The following is an 18161-nucleotide window of genomic DNA, read 5'->3' as shown; positions in this document are numbered from 1 at the left end:
ATGCAACTCGATGACCTGCTAAGCCGCTATTTCTACGACACCGACGTGTCCTCCGTTACCCCCGACACCCTCGCTACGGGCATTGAACGCTGCCTGGTCGAACTTGGCCTTGAGCAGGATCGCGGAAAGCGTTTCGCCTTATGGGCCTTGCTCCACATGCTTGGGTCAGCCCCTGACCTCGAAGTGGCGTTCGAAGATGATGATGACCGTGAGGCGGCCCGCAATTTCATGGACCTTCTCGCGGGTAGCGAAGGCAATGCGAAAGGGTGAAGACACGTTGGATCTCCGGGTCACCTTTATGCCCAACCGGACTCCACTCCGGCTTTCCTTGCGAACCTGTCTGAACCAGGTCAGCTGAGGCGCTGCAACCTGTTCCTTTCCGGCCGTGTTGCCCGCTGCGCGGGCTGCCCGCACCACCCGTCATGAACAGGTTTCCCTTGGCCCACAGGCTTGCCTGAGGGCCTGCGGTGCAGTCCTCCCATGCCCTGTTTCTCTTCGACGTTCGCAAGCCGGAAGTGGTTTCCGGTTTGAGAGCTAAAGGAGAATTTATCATGACCAATCTCGTTATCCTCACCGGCCGCATCGCCCGCGATCCCGAGACCCGCGAAACCAAGGGCGGGACCAGCGTTACTGGCATCACCGTGGTTACCGACCGCCCAGCGCGGGACAAGGACGGCAAAACTTATAAAGATGAGAACGGCTACACCGCCAAGGACAGCGAATTCCACCGGGTTACCTGCTTCAATGGCCTCGCCAAAACCGTTGGCGAATACTGCTCGAAGGGCCAGCTGGTATCGGTTCAGGGCCGCCTCCACTACACCCAGTGGGAAGATGAAGACGGCATCAAGCGGTACGGCTGCGAGATCCTTGCCGATAAGGTTGACTTCCTCTCGCGCGCGACTGGCAGCGACAACCAGGACGCTCCCCCGATCGACTGAAACCGTAGTTGATCGGACCCTTGGGAAGAGGCTCTGCCGCAAGCGGCAGGGCCTCTTGTCTTGTAGTTACTCGGTACTCGGTGAGGCAGTCGAAGTTCGTGGTGCACTGCGCTCCGCCAGCTTTGCAATTGCAGCTGTTTCGCCGAGCTTTCCAAGCTCCTCGGCGACCTGCTTCAATCCCTTCTTTGAGAACGTCTCGAGGCCGCTGCCAAGGATTATTTGCCCGAGTTCTTTTGCAGCTTGCGCCTCGAGCTCTCGCTGTTTTGTATCAAGCGCCTCGCGGTTTGCTTCGAGCTTCTGCAAGGCGGCAATAGCGCTTCTGTTTCGGGGCATGTTTCTTGTCCTTCTATCCCCTCGGATAAGCTCCCCAGTGAACACAATGCACGCGTCATAGGGGTGTAGGAAAGGCCATTCTTACTAGGCCCACATGAACTGGGAGTTGGGCGGAGGTGGTGGGTTCTGGCTCACGGTTGTCCCAGCATGATGGCCTTGCATATCCCGCCTCAAGGACGTGCGGGGCCCCACCATTTTGACCGCCACCGGATTGCATCCGGCATCGAACAAAATCGTTACCCCCGCCGCCGCTCTCGCGGTCGCCCGTTCGGGCGATCCTGTGACCCGGAATACACAAGACCATCGCGCGATCTCCTGTCGTCTCACGACAGATATCAGGAGGATTACCATGGCTTGTTCTACACATTGCACTCTACCATCGCGCAGCTACTTCGAGGCTCTTGAAACCGCCGAAAAAAGAGCGCTTCACAGTTTCTTCGACCAGCACGTTATCGAGGATGATGAGCTTGGATATGTTGCTCTCGACGAGGGTGATTACAACGCATTACCAGCGCATCTCACAGCGCGGGTGGTCCACACGGTCCACGGGGGAATGCTCGACGAGTTCTGAGGCTATCGGCAGGGCGGGAACCGGGAACGGTTCCTGCCCTTTTTTCATGTTCGCTGGGGTCGGTGATAGCGGGTCGTCAACAGGTATAGTGCCGCGCTGACGGGCACCGCGCGCTTTGCAGCGGCGCCCGAAAAAGGAGCAGGGCTATGGACGCACTCTGTCCCGCGCATCACGCGATGCGCTCCTGAGGGTGCGACGCTATGAGTTCATGGGCCCTGCATGCACTTGCGAACCGGCATCGGGTCGGGCGGCGGAAAGCATGGCCGCGACAAGTCCCGCTTGCCTTGCTTGCCACGCGCCCTTGGCCGCTGCCTCTTTCGCAGGTGCAGGTGTCTTCTCATAGGCTCCTGAATGCCAACGAACTGAGCCGGAAGACCTGCCCAGCCTCGCTTGCTCGCGCTCCAACATGGAGGTTGGAGAAAGGCGTCCGAGATCAAGACCCCTGATTGCCTGGTCCTCCCTCGCGCATATGGGAACAAGGGAGCACACCCTACCCCGCGAATTCGGGACTTATCATTATGATATGATTGAGAAATTCGGTTTTGGGCGGAATCAACCCGTCTGCGAGTAGAGCGGCTTTGCGCTGATCCGTGTACAACTCACATCGCTATAGTGCATTGTAATCACTACTTAAACTTTCGATTGACTGCGAGTTGTTCACGATTTATTCTCATCATCACCTTCCGCGAGGTGAGCCAGGTTCCGTCGGCCCGACAAGGAACCTGTTTCATGACCCGACAAGATCGGCTTCAGACATTCGTATCGCTCCCCGTAGGCAACTGGGTTCGCCAGTCTGCTGCGGACCAAGGCGAAAGCGTAAGCGTCTTCATTCGCGACCTCATTGTTGCGGCCTGGCATCGCGACAACGCAGCAAAGGACAGGCCGGTTGCGCTCGATCCGGCGCGGCAAAATGTCTTCATTTCCGTCGCGCTCGATGCCCTGCTGGCGGGCCATCCGGACGCGAGCCTACGGGATCGGACCCACGAGGCTTATCGCCGCCGACTTGAACGGCTCGGCCTGGCGGTGAGCACGCAGATGGGAGGCAACTCTCATGAAGCATAACCTCCTTAACTTCACCCGTGGAAGCCAGTTGCTCGGCCACTTTGCCTTCATGTTTGCAGCGGGCTTGAAGGGTCCTGTGATCGTCACCGCACTTGTGGTTCTAGGTACCTGTTACTGGGAGGTGCGAACGACCCTGGCCGATCACCAGTTCTACCTGGTCTGGATGCATGTCTATGCCAGCCTTTACGCTTTCATGGAGTTCGATCCAGCCAAGCTCGTCAACCTCACGCTGGCCGACGGAGATAAGGTCGGTCTGCCCTTCGCGGTGGTACGCGATTTCCCGCCGATGCGCGATGCGATTGATGCTTTCCGTACAGCGGCAAAGCAAGGCTTGCTCACGTCGGCTGTCCTTCTCAGTCCGGCTTTTGTGTTCTTCTGGTGGTTCGCTGAACGCTTCGGAGGACGCTCCAAAGAGCGCAAGCACGAGCGCGGTGCCATGCTTGTTTCGCTCGATGAGCTTGAGGACGAAATCGAGCGCTATAACGGCAAGTATCGCGCTGAAGAGCTCAGCCGAAAGTTCGGCTGGAAGTGGCGGCTGGCAAGCTCGTCAGCCCTTACTGAGGCCGGCCATTACGAACCCGCGCATCTCGCCGAAGTGAGCTGGCCATGGAGGCTCGAGCAGAGCCACACCATGCTCATCGGCACCACCGGAACCGGCAAGACCGTAGCGCTTACCGAGCTCGTGACTGAGGCCCGCGAACGCGGCCAACGCGCGGTAATCTTCGATCTGACCGGGGCCTTCATCGAGGCCTATTACGATCCGGCACGCGACATCATTCTCAATCCAATCGACGCCCGTTGCCCCCTATGGAGCGTGTTCAACGACTGCTCGAGCGAAGCCGAGTTCCATGCCGCAGCCGAAGCGCTCGTTCCTCATGATGGCGGCGGATCGGAACAGTTCTGGGTGCTTGCAGCGCGCATGTTGTTTGTCGAGATGTGCCTCCATCTCTCGCGCAAAGGAACAGCGACCAATGAGGCATTGGCACGCAAATTGATGACGGCAGATCTGTCCGAGGTGCACAAACTGATGCGCGGGACAATGGCCGATCCGCTGACCGCCCCGGAAGCTGCCCGCATGGCGGAATCGATCCGCGCGGTGTTCAATGCCAATGCCAAAGTGCTCAAGCTTTTGCCTTCGGAGGGGCCGCACTTTTCGGTCCGCGATTGGGTTAAGGGCGATTGCGAAACGGGTTCGATCCTGTTCCTCTCGGCGCGCTATGTCGACATGAGCATTTCCTCGCAACTGCTCACCCTGTGGCTCGATACGGCGATGAACACGCTGATGACGCTCGAGCGGACGCAGGACCTCAGGATGTGGTTCCTGATCGACGAGCTCGGTGCTCTCCACCGCTTGCCGGCACTCGAAAAAGGCCTGCAGACCGCGCGCAATTTTGGCGGGGCGATCGTCACCGGCGTGCATGCTTATGCCAAGCTCAAGGAAGTTTACGGCGAGAACATGGCCATGACGTTGTCCTCCCTCGCGCGGACCAAGCTCATCCTGGCAACAGCCGATCGTGAGACAGCGACATGGTGCTCCGATTTCATCGGTCATCGGCAGGTGCGGGATATGGAAGAAGGCTACAGCTACGGGTATAACAATGCCCGCGACGCTGTCAGCCTGACGCCCAGACGGCAGGTTGAACCATTGCTTCTCCCAGACCAGTTCATGAACCTTCCTAGGCTCTCGGCATACATCAAGTTTCCCGATGGTTTTCCTGCTGCTCCGGTATCGCTCATACCCCGCTCACGCGACCGGATCGCTGAGGGTTTCATCCCTCGCGAGATATCGCCCGCTAAGAGTGGAAGGGCCCCAGCCAACGCTTCAGCGACAAATCGAAAGCCCAGCCCTAAAACGGACGGTGAGCATCCTGCGTCCAACGATGACGGCGCTGGCAAGCCTGTCGATCCAAAGCAACTCAAGCTGAAGCTGCCGAGACCAGATAGGCCCGTTGGTGAGGCGCGGGATCGTCCGGAAATCGACTCTCGTGAGCAGTTGGAGGCGTGGAGACAGTCCGGTGAGGCCAAACCTGAAGCCAGCGCCGATGCTGTCGTTGGCACGTCACCGACCCTGCCGCCCTCTGCCGTGCAAACGGACGAGGATGCCGCGGTCTCGACTATCGCGCAGGACAAGCGCGAAGCCATCATTGATGGCGGGGATTACCAAAACAAGGCCGATCCCTCGTCCCAGAACGGATCACAAGAAAACGGATTCAAGCTTATCAAGCCTGCTGAAAAGGACCTGCGTGAAGGCGCCGTAAGTGATCCTCCTGCGAAGGATTTGGGAGAGTTTGAACCTGATATGTGACTCGCAGAAAGGGGAGGGATTGCCGGTTTAGGGGAGCCGTGATGAGGACCAGACACGATGCTTTCCGTAGCCAATGTGCGCTCCCCTTCGGCTGCAGCAGCCTACTTTGCCGCCGACAATTACTACACCGGTGCAGATGCCGATCGTTCGGGAAGCTGGGTTGGAAAAGGAGCGGAGCGACTGGGTCTTCAAGGCCGGGTGGATGCTAAACAGTTTGACGCCCTGCTGCGCGGGGAACTGCCCGGCGGCATCGAGGTCGGCAACGCCGGGCAGTCTCACAGGCCCGGTACCGATCTGACGTTTTCGCTTCCGAAGAGCTGGTCGCTCCTCGCGCTTGTTGGCGGCGATAGGCGGATAATTGAGGCCTATCGCGAGGCAGTAACCCAGACGTTGCAGTGGGCGGAAAACAACGCAGCACAGACCCGCATGGGTGGCAAGGGAGGCTATGGGAAGATCCAGACCGACAACCTGACCGTCTGCCTCTTCCAGCACGATACCAATCGCAACCAGGAGCCCAACCTGCATTTCCACGCGGTTGTCGCCAACGTCACGCAAGGCCCCGATGGAAAGTGGCGGGCACTCCGCAACGACAAGCTCTGGTCCCTTAACACGCTGCTTAATTCGATGACCATGGCCCGCTTTCGCATGGCGGTCGAGACAATGGGATATGCCGCTGGTCCCGTGGGCAAGCACGGAAATTTTGAAGCCGCAGGTATCACACGCGAGCAGGTCATGGCGTTCTCTTCGCGGCGTGAGGAGGTCCTTGATGCGGTCCGGCAACTTGGCGAGAATTCTCCGAAAGCGCGTGACATTGCCGTGCTTGATACAAGGAAAAGCAAGGCACCCGCGATGGACCGCGAAGGCCTTCTTGAAGGATGGCAGCAAAGCGCAGGGGAGGTCGGGCTCGATCTGCAAGCCATGATCGAAGCATCCCACATGCGTGCCGCCGCAGCCGCCAACACAAGCTCAAAAGAGGGAAGCTTCATTCAGCGTGGGATGACAAAACTGAGAGAATTTGCACAGCGGATCAAAGGCGATCCGGCAGACCCACTGATCCCCGCTCACGTGCTCAAGCAAGATGCGCCTACCATTGCAGCTGCTCAGGCTGTTGCTTCCGCGGTGCGACACCTTTCGCAGCGTGAGGCAGCTTTCCCCCGCGACGGATTGCTCAAAGCAGCACTGGATTTCGGGCTGCCGACGACTGTGGATCGTGTCGAAAGGCAGGTGAATGCGCTGGTGCGAACGGGCGCGCTTGTGCGGGGGACCGGTGCGCATGCCGGCTGGCTTGCAAGCAAGGAGGCTTTGCAGCTTGAAAGCACGATACTTGCCGGTGTCGACCAGGGACGCAGCGCTGTAACCCCAATTCTCGAACGCAAAGACGCGGTTTCACGCGTTCAGGCAGTGTCAGCGATCAACCATGGGATCACGCTCAATTCGGGCCAAGAAGAGGCAGCCAACCTTGTGCTCTCATCGCGCGACAGGATCGTTGCGATCCAGGGCGTTGCAGGCGCCGGGAAGAGCAGCGTGATGAAGCCGGTTGCACAGCTTCTGCGCGAGGAAGGCAAGCAAGTGCTGGGCCTCGCCGTGCAGAACACGCTTGTCCAGATGCTCGAACGCGACACTGGCATCCGTTCGATGACCATAGCCCGCTTCCTGTCGCAATGGGGCCGCCTGTTGAAAGAGCCTGGCAGCACAGCCTTGGTCCGCGAGGCGAAGAGCGCACTCGGTGACTATGTCCTTGTCCTCGATGAAGCCTCGATGGTCTCTAATGACGACAAGGCAAAGCTGGTCCGCCTCGCAAACCTCGCCGAAGTCCAAAGGCTGGTGCTCGTGGGGGACCGGCAGCAACTTGGCGCGGTCGACGCCGGCAAGCCTTTTGCACTGGTGCAGCAGGCGGGCATCGAGCGGGCAAATATGGAGGTCAACCTGCGCGGCCGCGACCCGGTCTTGCGGCGTGCCCAGGCAGCGGCTCAGGAAGGCCGTATCGACGACGCGCTGAAGGCGCTCGAACCAACGACAGTTGAGGTCAAAGGCGACAGCGCCATCGTTGCCGCCGAACAATGGCTTTCTCTCAGTCCTGGGGAGCGCGCAAGGACTTCGATCTATGCATCCGGACGCGTGTTGCGCGCAGCGGTCAATGAGGCGGTGCAGCAGGGACTGAAGGCGAACGGTGAGCTTGGATCGCGTGCCGCGAAACTGACCGTTCACTCCCGGGTCAATGCGACGCGGGAGGAGCTTCGGTACATAGGCACATATCGGGCAGGCATGGTTCTGAATGTCCGTTCACGGGACAGCAGCCAGAAGCTTTCCAAAGGCGATTACACTGTGAAATCCATCGACCACGCAAAAAAGCGCGTGGTGCTCGAAGACAGGAAGGGACGGCAGCATAGATTCAGTCCTTCGCGTCTCAGACCAGGCGCGAGCGATGACCGATTTTCGCTTTTCGAGCTTAAATCGCTGGACGTCTTTGAGGGCGACAAGATCCGCTGGACCGACAATGATCACAAGCGTGCTCTCTTCAATGCCGACCAGGCCAGGATCGTCGCGGTGGATACCAAGGGCGTTACAGTCGAAACCTCGGCAGGCAACGAACTTCGCTTGTCGCGCCGCGACCCCATGTTGAAGCGCCTCGACCTGGCATACGCCCTGAACGCACACATGGCGCAAGGACTGACCTCGGATCGCGGCATCGCAGTGATGGACAGCCGCGAGCGCAATCTGGCCAACCGGCAAACCTTTCTCGTGACTGTTACAAGGCTTCGCGACGGCCTTACGTTGGTCGCTGACAGTGCAGAGAAGCTCGGCCGCGCTATCAAGGCCAACAGCGGCGAAAAGTCTTCGGCTCTCGAGGTGACGGAGCGCCTCAAGATCGCGGCTGCCAAAGGACTTGCACAAGGCAAAGCCAATGAGAGCGCTTCGCCTGCCAAGGATACACCAGAGCTCGTCAAGGAAAGAGTAAAGCCCTTTGAAATCGGCATTTGACGGCCGATGGCCTGGACGGATTTACTGTTACCAGGCACGATGCTTTCAGATGAGAAATGCGGAGTATTGTCGGTGAAGGGTGTGTTCGAGATCAGCGGCAATTCGCGCTACGACGACCTCATCACCGAGCGGTACCATTTCCCGTCGCAATATCTGTCCGAAGCCAGGCGTCTTGAGAACGATTGGATACTCTACCGCGAGACCCGCGTCTCCGGCGGCCGGATGGCCTATATTGCGACAGCCTTCGTTGAACGGATCGATGCCGACGAAGCCGATCCGACCCACTATTATGCGCGCGTCAGAGACTATCTGCCATTCGATGATGCGGTTTCCTATCGTGACAAGGACGGACGCTTTGCCGAGCGTTTTCTGCGCGAAATGGCACGTCCGGGTGATGCCGGAAGGACACTGCGCGGCAAATCGGTGAGAACGCTAGATGGCGACGATTTCGTCGCCATCGTCAATCACGGGCTGAGCGAGACGCTGGACCCGGAGAATCGGATCAGGCTAGAGCTCGATAAGCGGTACATCGACGATGTCACCGCTGGGCTGCTGGCCGAGGAATTCGGCGAACGCCGGATCGAGCAGGTTCTGGTAAACAAGAAGATCCGATCGGCCGCTTTCAGAAATCAGGTGCTCGACGCCTATGAGAGCACTTGCGCCGTCACAGGTTTGCGGATCATCAATGGCGGCGGAAAAGCGGAAGCACAGGCGGCCCATATCTGGTCTGTCGCCGATGGCGGGCCCGATGTGGTGCCCAACGGCGTGGCGCTCTCGGCAACAGCGCATTGGCTATTTGATCGTCATCTTATCAGTTTCGACGATAACCTCTGTCTTCTCGTATCGCACAACAAGGTGCCGTCCGAACTGTTGACGCTGTTTCCCCCTTCAGGACAGCGGATCAGACTGCCGGCCGATCCACGGGATCATCCCCGCACCGATTTTGTGGCGAAGCATCGCGCGTGCTTTGCCGGTTTCTAACCGGCCAGGGATTAGACCGCGCGTCCAAACCAGATGACTCGTCCCACGATCTGAATCTCGGACCGGTCGACATCATCCCAGCTCGGATAAGCCGAATTGTCGCTGCTGATGGTTATCTTGCGTCCGCCGGGCTTCAGCGTCACGCGTTTAACCACCAGCGCATCATCAGCGCGCAAGACGTAGATGCCGTCACGCAGCCGGGAACCCTCGTCCGATGCATCTACCAGCACTTCGTCGTCATCGCTGAGCGTCGGTTCCATGGAATCGCCCCGAACATGGATGATCGAGAGACTGGCGCTTTTCGCCCGGGTTAGCCCGGCGAGCCAGCGCTCGTCGAAGCCGAAACGGGTATGCGCCGTCTCGCTCTCGGCAATCGCTCCAAAGCCTGCCGACGCATCGACATTCAGCACTGGAATTTCGATCAACCCGTCGCGCATCGGCGCGGGAGGGCCGCCCAAGACTTGCTCGTCGACACCAAAGAAGCACGCGAGGGTGCGCCTGTCATCATCGTCGAGTTTGCGCGGGGAGCCGCGTTTGATGAATTGCTGGATGTAAGACGAGTTGCGTCCGATCAACCGCGAAATCGATGAATATCCGAGCCGTCGCTGCTGAATCAGCCGATCGAGCTCCTCTCTGACATGTTCCATCGTCTGGTTCCTTCTGACGGTCTGAGGAGCGAAGGAAATCTCCTAGACTCGATGGAACCTTCCTACTAAGAACAAAACAGGAACGCAAGTGTCGAGTGAGTCGAGGAAGGCTATGAAATTATTGGATAGGATAGAGCATCACCTCAAAGAATCGCACATGTCGGCGACGCGGTTCGGTCGGCGCGCGGTTGGTGACCCTCGCTTTGTACTTGACTTAAGAGCCGGCCGTAGGCCGCGCCGAAGGACAATTGAGAAGGTGGAAAATTACCTCAATACAAAAAACCCATCAGAATAGTTCTTCGAAGTTACGAATTTCTCTTGGTATTGTCGCAACCTATCTTGGCGCGGAGCTGGTGCTTCGATAACGTGGTCTACGAATGGAGTCCCTCCATCCGCTCGCCGCGGCAAAGCCAATTGTGGTTTAGCAGTGGTCTGCAGGGGCCTGCCATCAGAAAGGGTTTCAGGGGGTCCACGTGGAAATTACCGAATGGCTTGGCCATGGGCTAATCTACTTCTTCACCGAAATCCCGCTCATCGGCGATGCGATGGCGGCGTTTCTCGCGATTGTGCTGATCGGAACAGCGTTTGCGATCGCGTATCGCTACAAGCGGGAATACCACGCTCCACTTGCGGTCGCGATCGAAGCCCGTGTTCGGCTGCTAGATGAAATAACTGGTGGCAGCACTGCGGATGTCGATGAAGCACGGCTCGAATTCGCGCGCCGCTTCAATGACATCGATGCGCAAATGATGGAGACGGAAAATTCCGAGGCGCTGCCCCTTCGCAGAACCTGGGAAGAATACCGCGAGACTATCGTCGATCCATCGGCCGAGGTTCTTCAGAACTCTGCTCGACCCGAACACTTCTTTGTCAACCTCGGCGACCGTCATCGCGGGCTGAACTGGTTTGCGAATATCTTTATCGCCATTGGACTGCTGATCACCTTCCTTGGCATTATCGCTGCGCTCTCCACCCTCGATTTCAGCGGCGATACTGCCGCAATGCAGGACAAGCTCAACAGCCTCATGAAAGTCGCCGGAGCCAAATTCTGGGCTTCCGTTGGCGGCATCGTGGCCTCCATTGTCTTGCGGTCTTACGATTATCGGTTCGGCAAGCGGATCAATGATGGCCTCTCAATGCTGTGTGACAAGCTCGAGCATGGGATGGCCTATCTTCCGCCCCAGCGGATTGCGAGCGACCAGCTCGCGCAGCTCAAGGAACAGACCCCGGCGCTCCGTACTTTCTCCGAGCAGCTAGCTGCAGCGCTCGATGGTGCACTTGAAAAGCAGATGGCGCCAATGATCACGCATCTGGGATCGATCCAGCAGGGAATCGACAAGATAAGCGGTGGCGGCGGCGAGGCAGTTCGCGATGCAATTGCTTCCGGGGCTGGCGCAGAGATGGCGGGTCTTGCGGAAGCTATTGGCGCGATGACCGTGTCGATGGCCACGATGTCGGATCGCATTCAGCAGCAGACCGGCGAAGCCGACCGCCAGATCGAAGAGGCGGTCAAACGCTTTGCTCAGGCATCTGAAGAGATGCGCTCCGCCTTCGGAGAGCTCAATCGCAATTTTGGTGTCGTGGCCGATCGCATGCGTGAAGAAAACGAACAGGCAAGTGAACTGGCGCGCCAGCGGATGGATGAATTGCTGAGCAATCTCGGCAGCACGCTTGATGACATGAAGTCGGGCCTTGCGTCGGCGGCAAGCCAGATGGGCGAAGCTTCGGCGCGGGCGGCGAATGATGCGGCCCGTATCGGTCAGGAGGCGATGGAGAAGTCGTTCTCGGAATTTGTCGAGAGATTCAATCAGACTGGAGCCCCGCTGGTCGGCAGCATGAAAGATGCTGGCAACGCTATATCGACATCCGCAGATCACCTTTCGAGCGCGCAGAGCGCAATTGGCGATCATACGCGGGCAATCGAGCAAGTGGCAGCTCGCTCGAACGATCTTGCTACAGCCTTCGGAACTGTCGCTAATGATGTCGAAGCTGCGACTGCGCCTGTTCGCCAGTCGGCGGTTTCGATCGCCGAAGCGGTCAAATCAGTGGAATCGATCGTCTCGAGAAATGCAGATTCGTCGGAGAGCGCCCGCGATGAAATGCGTCAGCTCGCGGCAGCTCTCAATGACACTGCTTCGGCCGCTTCGTCGGCGTGGTCGGAATATCGTGCCCGTTTCGAGGACGTGGACCGTGCGCTCGGAGACGCCATCGATAAAATCTCCGATGCGGCCGGAAACCACGCTTCGAACCTCAACGAGCGGGTTGGTCAGATCGACCAGGCTCTGGGAGATGGTGTGGCACAGCTCGCAGGTGCTCTCGAACCGCTGACCACTCTGCGTGATACCGTCGAGGAACTGGCAGGCATCCTTGCCAGCCAGAACCAGGAAGCCGCTGAATAATGGAAGGCGCTGTTCGCCGAAGGCCACCTGAGGAAGGCGAAAGCTATTTCATGTCCATGACCGACATGATGGTTGGTCTGCTGCTTATCTTCATTATTCTGCTAGCCTATTTTGCCCTCAATCTTCAGACGAAAACCGAAGAGCTGACCGGCGCGAACAGAACCCGCGCGGAAATCCTCAACGACCTGCAGCAATCGCTCAAAGACAGAGGACTCCAGGTTGAAATTGACACTAAAAGCGGGGTTTTGCGGCTCCCTGACGATGTCCTGTTCGACAAGGGTCAATGGGAACTGACCGGGAGAGGGCAAGAGGCTATCAGCAAGGTAGCTAATGCTATGGTTGCCGTTCTGCCTTGTTACACGACTTCTGATCTGTGTGAGGGCGAGCGATCACCGCATCTGATCGATGCCGTCTTTGTCGAGGGACACACGGATTCCGACGTCATGTCCGGCGGTATGAACAATTACGGGCTTTCGGTGCGCCGAGCCGAAACGACCTTCACCATGCTGCAACGCAATCAACCGGCTTTGCGGGGCTTCCTCAACAGGCCGGCCGGAGAAGACGGTTCGGCACCGATCCTGAGTCTGAGTGGTTATGGGCCCGACCGTCCTGTGGATCGGGGTGACTCTGAGGAAGCGAAGAAACGCAATCGCCGTATCGACTTACGCTTTCTTATGGCCACGCCGACTTCTGGTCTTGATCCTGACATCCTGAGGCAGGAGCAGTGACTTATCTTCGATCTGCAATGGCCCGAATGGAAGCCCTGGGTTCGTCCGGACTTGCGAACCCTCCGACAACGCAGCCTGAATTGCAGCGGCAACTGGCAAAGCTTGATGCCAGCGTCGGCGAAGCCGAACCCGTTGTTGAGCTGAAGCCGTTTCTGCGGGGAGCAGCCAATAGAGGCACAGGCGGGTTGCCGCGTTTTCACCTCAACCGGGTCTTGCGCGGCGCCTGGTGTGACTCTGAATTCGATGACTTGGGCGTAGCAGCACTTGAGCGCGCCGATAGCGAACATCGACGCAGTTCTGACCAAGCTATGATCGATGGATATCTCACGTACTTTCCGACCGGGCGCCCAATCATGCCAAAGCTTGCTGAGGCTGCTTCCCGGGCCGCCGGTCGGCACGAATGGGCCTGGCGTGAGCGAGGTTCCCGATGGGATCTGTTTTTGCCTCAAGCCGGTCCAGCCAGGGTGGCACGCGATTTTGTCTCTCGTAATCCGGACCAGATATTCCTTTTAATGCGCGAAACCGGTCTGGGGGCAAATCTTGCTGCAAGCGGCTTTGGCCAGGCAGTCTTTTCCGAGACCTGTATAGCGACCGCTGAGCTTCAACCTGACGAGGCAGTCAGTGCGCAGCGCAACATAATGCGATTGTTCGATACCGAGGCTCAGGCGGGCCAATTGGAGCTTGTTGTCCGCGCTTTGCTCGAACCATGGATCAGGACCAAACCGGAAGCCGAACATCGCAAGGCAATCTCGGAGCTATTGCTCGATCAGGTCGGTGACCCGCGCCTCCAGCGCACACGCTGGGACAGGATCGTACGTTCGCTCGCGAAATCGCTCGGCGAGGAACGAGCGCGCGAAGTCACCCTGGTTTTCAAGCGCTGGCTTACTGAAGTCGCCATGCGCGAGTTTTTCCGCGCTATCGCAAAAACAACCGATCGACCGGATCAGTGGGCCCAGCGCGAGAAATTCTGGATGGCCTATCTCGACGAAGGCTTGGTCACGGACGCTTGGCCTGCCCTCGGGAACCGGGCACGCAACAGGATTGAGGATCTCATCCGCCAGAGCGGCGAACGACCCGAGTATGGCATTATCCGGGGAGGGAACGCGTCCTCCTCCTCGATTGTCATGCAGATAGGGGATCTGCGGATTTCTGAGTGGAGCGACAACGGGTCATGCCGGTTCTGGAGCGACAGCGATCCAGGAGCCCCGAAACTTTACGCCAAGACTTACGAGGGCGGAAAGCTGCGTACCACCGTCGGCCGTGCGGACTTCGAATATGAATCGCACGTTCCCGCGAGCCCGGGTTGGGAAGGCAAATTCGCCGGTATCATTCATCGCCGCACATCAATCGCCCATCCCCGTTTCGGGAGAGGCCGAGGGCGCAATTGGAATGATCAATGGTGATGACAAAGTTCATTGCCGCGCCGCATGAGGGCGGCGGAGAGACCATTGCACTGCTGCGCGAGCAGCCGGGCGGTCTATTCCGCCGGGCGTCCAGTGAAATGGTTCCAGTCTCGGAGTGGCCCAGGGTTGCGCCCGAAGCTGGTCAGGCCGCTCTTGCACTCGCCCGGGCTCTCGACGATGGGAGCCGGATTAGCGAGGAAGCAAAAGGCATCGTCCTTCCGCCAGAGATCGTAGCGCGGCTCGATGAGGCCGATGCATTCGCTATCGGGCTCCCGCCAACTACGCCGTTGACGCTGCAGCTTAACTCGAGCGGATCGCTCGCCGATGGAACAATCAAGGTCGATACAAAATGGGTCCGCCGCGGCGGGCTCCCGGTTCGAGCGGACATCGCTGGCGCGCGCGTTCGCGAAGGTGGAAGGGTCGGAAGAATCCCAGAACCGATCTTTTCGGCCTTCCAGGCTGCTCTCGCAGTCAACGCGGCTGGGGACCCCGATGAGCGCCGGGCGGCCTTCGCCGAGCTTCGCTCGACCCTCGGCGATGAGATTGGAGCAGGGATCGAGGCCGACGGCTTTCTCGAGCGTGTCCGGATTGCCTATGCGGCAAATTTCTCGCTGAACGCCAAGACCGACCACGGGCGCTTTGATTTTGATCCGGTTCTCTTCTCGAGAAACGTGAGCGAAAGCGCTGACGGAGACCTGGTGGATGACGAAGACGCATCGCTCCTGACTCCGCAGGACAACCAGCATTTCCAGCGCCGGTTCAAGCGGCAGGAAGGCGGCCGGCGAAGCTATCTGCTCTCGGATGGTACTCTCCTTTTCCTTGACCCCCTTCTGGGCAAAGCTCTCGACATCGTGCGCGCCAAACAGACTGGTTCGTCACAGGAGAAGCGCGAGTTTCTGCGTTCGCCGCAGCGTGTTCTGCGCGAAGAGCTGAAGCTTGACGCAGGCGGTGACGACGAGGCGGCCGATCGTCTGTTCATCGAAACACAGCAATTTTCGGAGCGGGTCAGCGGGATCGAGGTCTGGCAGAAGCCCGTCCTTCCCTGGATAAAGCCCAAGCCAAACAGCTGGCTTCCAGAAGGGTTCGGATTGCGCATTGGCGATCCGCCTGATGCGCGTCATGTCGAGCTGGCTCCGGGCGAAGCCGAAACGCTTGCAGGCGAGGTCGAGACGGCTATCGCGACGGGCAAGGAATCCATCGCCTGGCGTGACGAGAGCATCCCCGCCACTCCCGCGACACTGCAGGCTGCACGCGCAATTGCAGACCTCGAACATCAGATTGCTGCCGACACCGACGAGCAACCTTCTGAATCGAGCGAACGCGAGGCCGTCGACACTTTTTTCCTTCAGGTCGGAGAGAATTTCGAGCAACTCGACTATGCACGCCTGCCTCGGCCCAATACCAGCGCTGAACCGTTTGACGCTCCGGAACTTCCTGAAGGCCTGAAGTCTGAGCCGAAGCCCCATCAGATCGAGGCGTTTGCCTGGCTCACCGAAGCATGGCAGCGGCGGTTGCCCGGAGTTCTGCTCGCCGACGATATGGGTCTTGGTAAGACGTTTCAGGCCCTTATGTTTCTGCTCTGGCTACGCCGGAGTTCTCCGCATCCCAAGCCTGTTCTGATCGTCGCCCCCACTGGTTTGCTGCGTAACTGGCAAGCCGAGCTGGCCCAACACATCGAAGCTGATCTCATGGGGCCGGTGATAGAGGCGTTTGGCACTAACCTGCGTGACTTTCGCCTCGAAGCCGGGAGCGACATTCGCGGAGGAACCTCGCGACTGGACGTGTCCCAATGGGAAGAGGCCGGTATCGTTCTGACGACCTACGAGACAATGCGCGATTATCACATGAGCTTTGCGCGCATTCCATTCGCGGCCATCGTTTACGATGAAATCCAGAAGCTCAAGAACCCGGCCAGCCAGATGACGCGAGCGGCCAAAGCCCTTAATGGGCGTCTCCAGATCGCCATGACGGGAACTCCGGTAGAGAACAGATTGCAGGATCTCTGGTCGATTGCGGATACGGTCTATCCAGGATTTCTCGGCTCAAGCCGGGAATTTGAGAACAGCTTTCCCGCTCATGATCTTGAGCGCCTGGGCGATCTTCAGCAACGCCTGATCGAGCGCGAGGCGGACCTGCCGCCTTTTATGCTGCGCCGCATGAAAGATGAGATCCTGACCGGCCTTCCGGAGAAGACGGCGCGCAAATACCTTGTCGAGATGCCGCCTACACAGGCACAGGCCTACGACCTTGTGCTCGCCAGAGCACGGGCGCTCAGAGAAAGCGGCGAACAGGGCGCGATGCTCAAAGTGCTGCATATGCTCCGCGGCACGTCGCTCCATCCGTTACCGCCGCGCGGTATAACCGATATCAATGGCTACATTGAACAGTCTGCACGCTTAAAGAAGACCTTCGAGATTCTCGAGGAGATCGAACAGCGCGGCGAAAAGGCCCTGCTGTTTTGCGAAGATCTCGAAATGCAGGCATTCCTTGCCATGGCCATTCAGGATCGTTTCTCCCTTGAACGCCGGCCCATGTGTATCAGCGGAAAAGTTGCTGGCCACAAGCGACAGGACATCGTCACTGCTTTCCAGACCTCGCCTACACCTTTCGATGTTCTCATACTTTCACCCAAGGCTGGCGGTGTCGGGCTTACGATCACCGCCGCCAACAACGTCATCCATCTTTCCCGCTGGTGGAATCCCGCTGTCGAAGATCAGGCAACGGACCGGGCCTACCGGATCGGTCAGACAAGGCCGGTGACGATCCATATCCCGATGGCTGTTCATCCGGATGAGGCGATTGGACCTTCAAGCTTCGACCAACGGCTCGATGCACTGATGGAGCGTAAGCGCTCGCTGAGCAGGGGGCTGCTAATGCCGCCCGAAAGTGCGCGCGACGTTGATGACTTGCTTTCGGACGTTCTGGATGGACGAAAAACTCTCAGCGAAGAAGACGCTGAAAGCGCTCCCTCTTCTATTCTGTTGTCGTCGGACGCCCAGGCGAGTGATGTCGAAAATGTGGCCCAAGAAGAATCTGACGCACAGTCGCAGGTCGGCCCTGAGAACACGGCAGACGCTGCGTCTTCTTCACCTGCCCCTGTCCCTCTTCCCACCCCTCTTTCTGTTGAACCCGAGCCCGAACCACCGGTCAACGCTCCACAGAGACCTGTCTTGTCGGTCCGCACGCCGGTCGAGGCGGCCGAAGCTCGCACACCCAGTGTTCAGCGCGTGGTTTACGAACAATATGGGCCGCGTGACTGGACGATCTTCGAGCAATTTGTCCGCGAAGCCAGAATCAACCGCCTCGAAATCCAGGACCCCTATTGTTGTGCGGACGAACAGGCACGCGGAAGGCTACTTAACTTCGTCAATCGGTTCTGTGAGCTCGCGGCGAAGCTTGATGAAGTTCAGATTGTGGCCTTCGATGCAGACTCCGTCGATAAACGGATGCCGGAGACCAACGGCGATCAACGTGCCGATCTCGAAAACCGCTGGAGAAACACGAATGGATCGACTGCGCTGCACCTTGCGCAGCGTTCACGCCGCTCACGAGGCGATTTGCACGACCGCTTTGTAAGAGCTCAGCTGGAGAATGGCGACGCCGTCATCTGGGATTTGGGGCGGGGAATCGACGGAGTTATGAGCGCCAAATGGTCATGTGTCGTCAATGCTTTTCACGACAAGAGCTCGGCTGGCATCGGATTACGGGGACATCGTTTACAGTAAACAGCCGTTTCCCGGCTTGTTTATAAGGTAACGATAAGAGATAGTTATTGAATTGGTGTGCAATTCTGCATTCTGATCAAATCAGGG

The 18161-nt window shown here is 58.6% G+C and carries 13 protein-coding genes; 11 read left to right on the top strand and 2 right to left on the bottom strand.

What is annotated here, in order from left to right; genetic code table 11:
• Both ACWIKC_RS11720 and ACWIKC_RS11715 read left to right on the top strand, forming a co-directional pair.
• Nucleotides 1–270, top strand: a complete 270-nt coding sequence (locus ACWIKC_RS11720) for a hypothetical protein (protein WP_454599491.1) — start codon at nt 1–3, stop codon at nt 268–270.
• A gap of 281 nt (nt 271–551) precedes the next feature.
• Nucleotides 552–938, top strand: coding sequence for a single-stranded DNA-binding protein (locus ACWIKC_RS11715; RefSeq protein WP_048884349.1), 387 nt, complete (start codon nt 552–554; stop codon nt 936–938).
• 66 nt (nt 939–1004) lie between these two features.
• On the opposite strand, the gene ACWIKC_RS11710 is transcribed toward ACWIKC_RS11715, so the two are convergent.
• Nucleotides 1005–1271, bottom strand: a complete 267-nt coding sequence (locus tag ACWIKC_RS11710) for a DUF6437 family protein (RefSeq protein ID WP_454597677.1) — start codon at nt 1269–1271, stop codon at nt 1005–1007.
• 349 nt (nt 1272–1620) lie between these two features.
• Here ACWIKC_RS11710 and ACWIKC_RS11705 point away from each other — a divergent pair, with 349 nt between their 5' ends.
• The 5 genes from ACWIKC_RS11705 (at nt 1621) to ACWIKC_RS11685 (ending at nt 9172) form a co-directional block, all read left to right on the top strand.
• Complete coding sequence (locus tag ACWIKC_RS11705; RefSeq protein ID WP_160602240.1) at nt 1621–1842, top strand: hypothetical protein; 222 nt, start codon at nt 1621–1623, stop codon at nt 1840–1842.
• Nucleotides 1843–2571: 729 nt separating this feature from the next.
• The gene (locus ACWIKC_RS11700; protein ID WP_454597676.1) at nt 2572–2904 is read left to right on the top strand and encodes a hypothetical protein; all 333 of its coding nucleotides are present in this window, start codon (nt 2572–2574) and stop codon (nt 2902–2904) included.
• Complete coding sequence (locus tag ACWIKC_RS11695) at nt 2894–5209, top strand: type IV secretion system DNA-binding domain-containing protein (RefSeq protein WP_454597675.1); 2316 nt, start codon at nt 2894–2896, stop codon at nt 5207–5209. The genes ACWIKC_RS11700 and ACWIKC_RS11695 overlap by 11 nt, the downstream gene beginning before the upstream one ends.
• 57 nt (nt 5210–5266) lie before the next feature.
• The gene (mobF, locus tag ACWIKC_RS11690; RefSeq protein ID WP_454597674.1) at nt 5267–8191 is read left to right on the top strand and encodes a MobF family relaxase; all 2925 of its coding nucleotides are present in this window, start codon (nt 5267–5269) and stop codon (nt 8189–8191) included.
• Between the two features lie 6 nt (nt 8192–8197).
• Complete coding sequence (locus ACWIKC_RS11685) at nt 8198–9172, top strand: HNH endonuclease (protein WP_454597673.1); 975 nt, start codon at nt 8198–8200, stop codon at nt 9170–9172.
• An 11-nt stretch (nt 9173–9183) separates the two neighbouring features.
• Here ACWIKC_RS11685 and ACWIKC_RS11680 read toward each other — a convergent pair whose 3' ends face one another.
• A complete protein-coding gene (locus ACWIKC_RS11680; protein WP_454597672.1) occupies nt 9184–9819 on the bottom strand; it encodes a S24 family peptidase in 636 nt (211 codons plus the stop codon).
• Between the two features lie 473 nt (nt 9820–10292).
• Here ACWIKC_RS11680 and zorA point away from each other — a divergent pair, with 473 nt between their 5' ends.
• From zorA to ACWIKC_RS11660, 4 genes are read left to right on the top strand one after another with little or no spacing between them, the layout of a single operon-like run.
• Nucleotides 10293–12218: an anti-phage ZorAB system protein ZorA gene (gene zorA, locus ACWIKC_RS11675; protein WP_454597671.1), complete on the top strand. Its 1926-nt coding sequence runs from the start codon at nt 10293–10295 to the stop codon at nt 12216–12218.
• Nucleotides 12219–12268: 50 nt separating this feature from the next.
• Entirely contained in the window at nt 12269–12946 is a 678-nt protein-coding gene (locus tag ACWIKC_RS11670) for an OmpA/MotB family protein (protein ID WP_454597670.1), read from the top strand.
• Nucleotides 12947–12972: 26 nt separating this feature from the next.
• Nucleotides 12973–14349 carry an EH signature domain-containing protein gene (locus tag ACWIKC_RS11665; RefSeq protein WP_454597669.1) on the top strand — a complete coding sequence of 459 codons (1377 nt, stop codon included), beginning with the start codon at nt 12973–12975 and terminating at the stop codon, nt 14347–14349.
• Entirely contained in the window at nt 14343–18074 is a 3732-nt protein-coding gene (locus tag ACWIKC_RS11660) for a DEAD/DEAH box helicase (protein WP_454597668.1), read from the top strand. The genes ACWIKC_RS11665 and ACWIKC_RS11660 overlap by 7 nt, the downstream gene beginning before the upstream one ends.
• Nucleotides 18075–18161 lie beyond the last annotated feature (87 nt).

Source organism: Qipengyuania sp. SM2507, from assembly GCF_053714505.1.
This window is presented reverse-complemented; position numbering and strand designations above follow the sequence as displayed.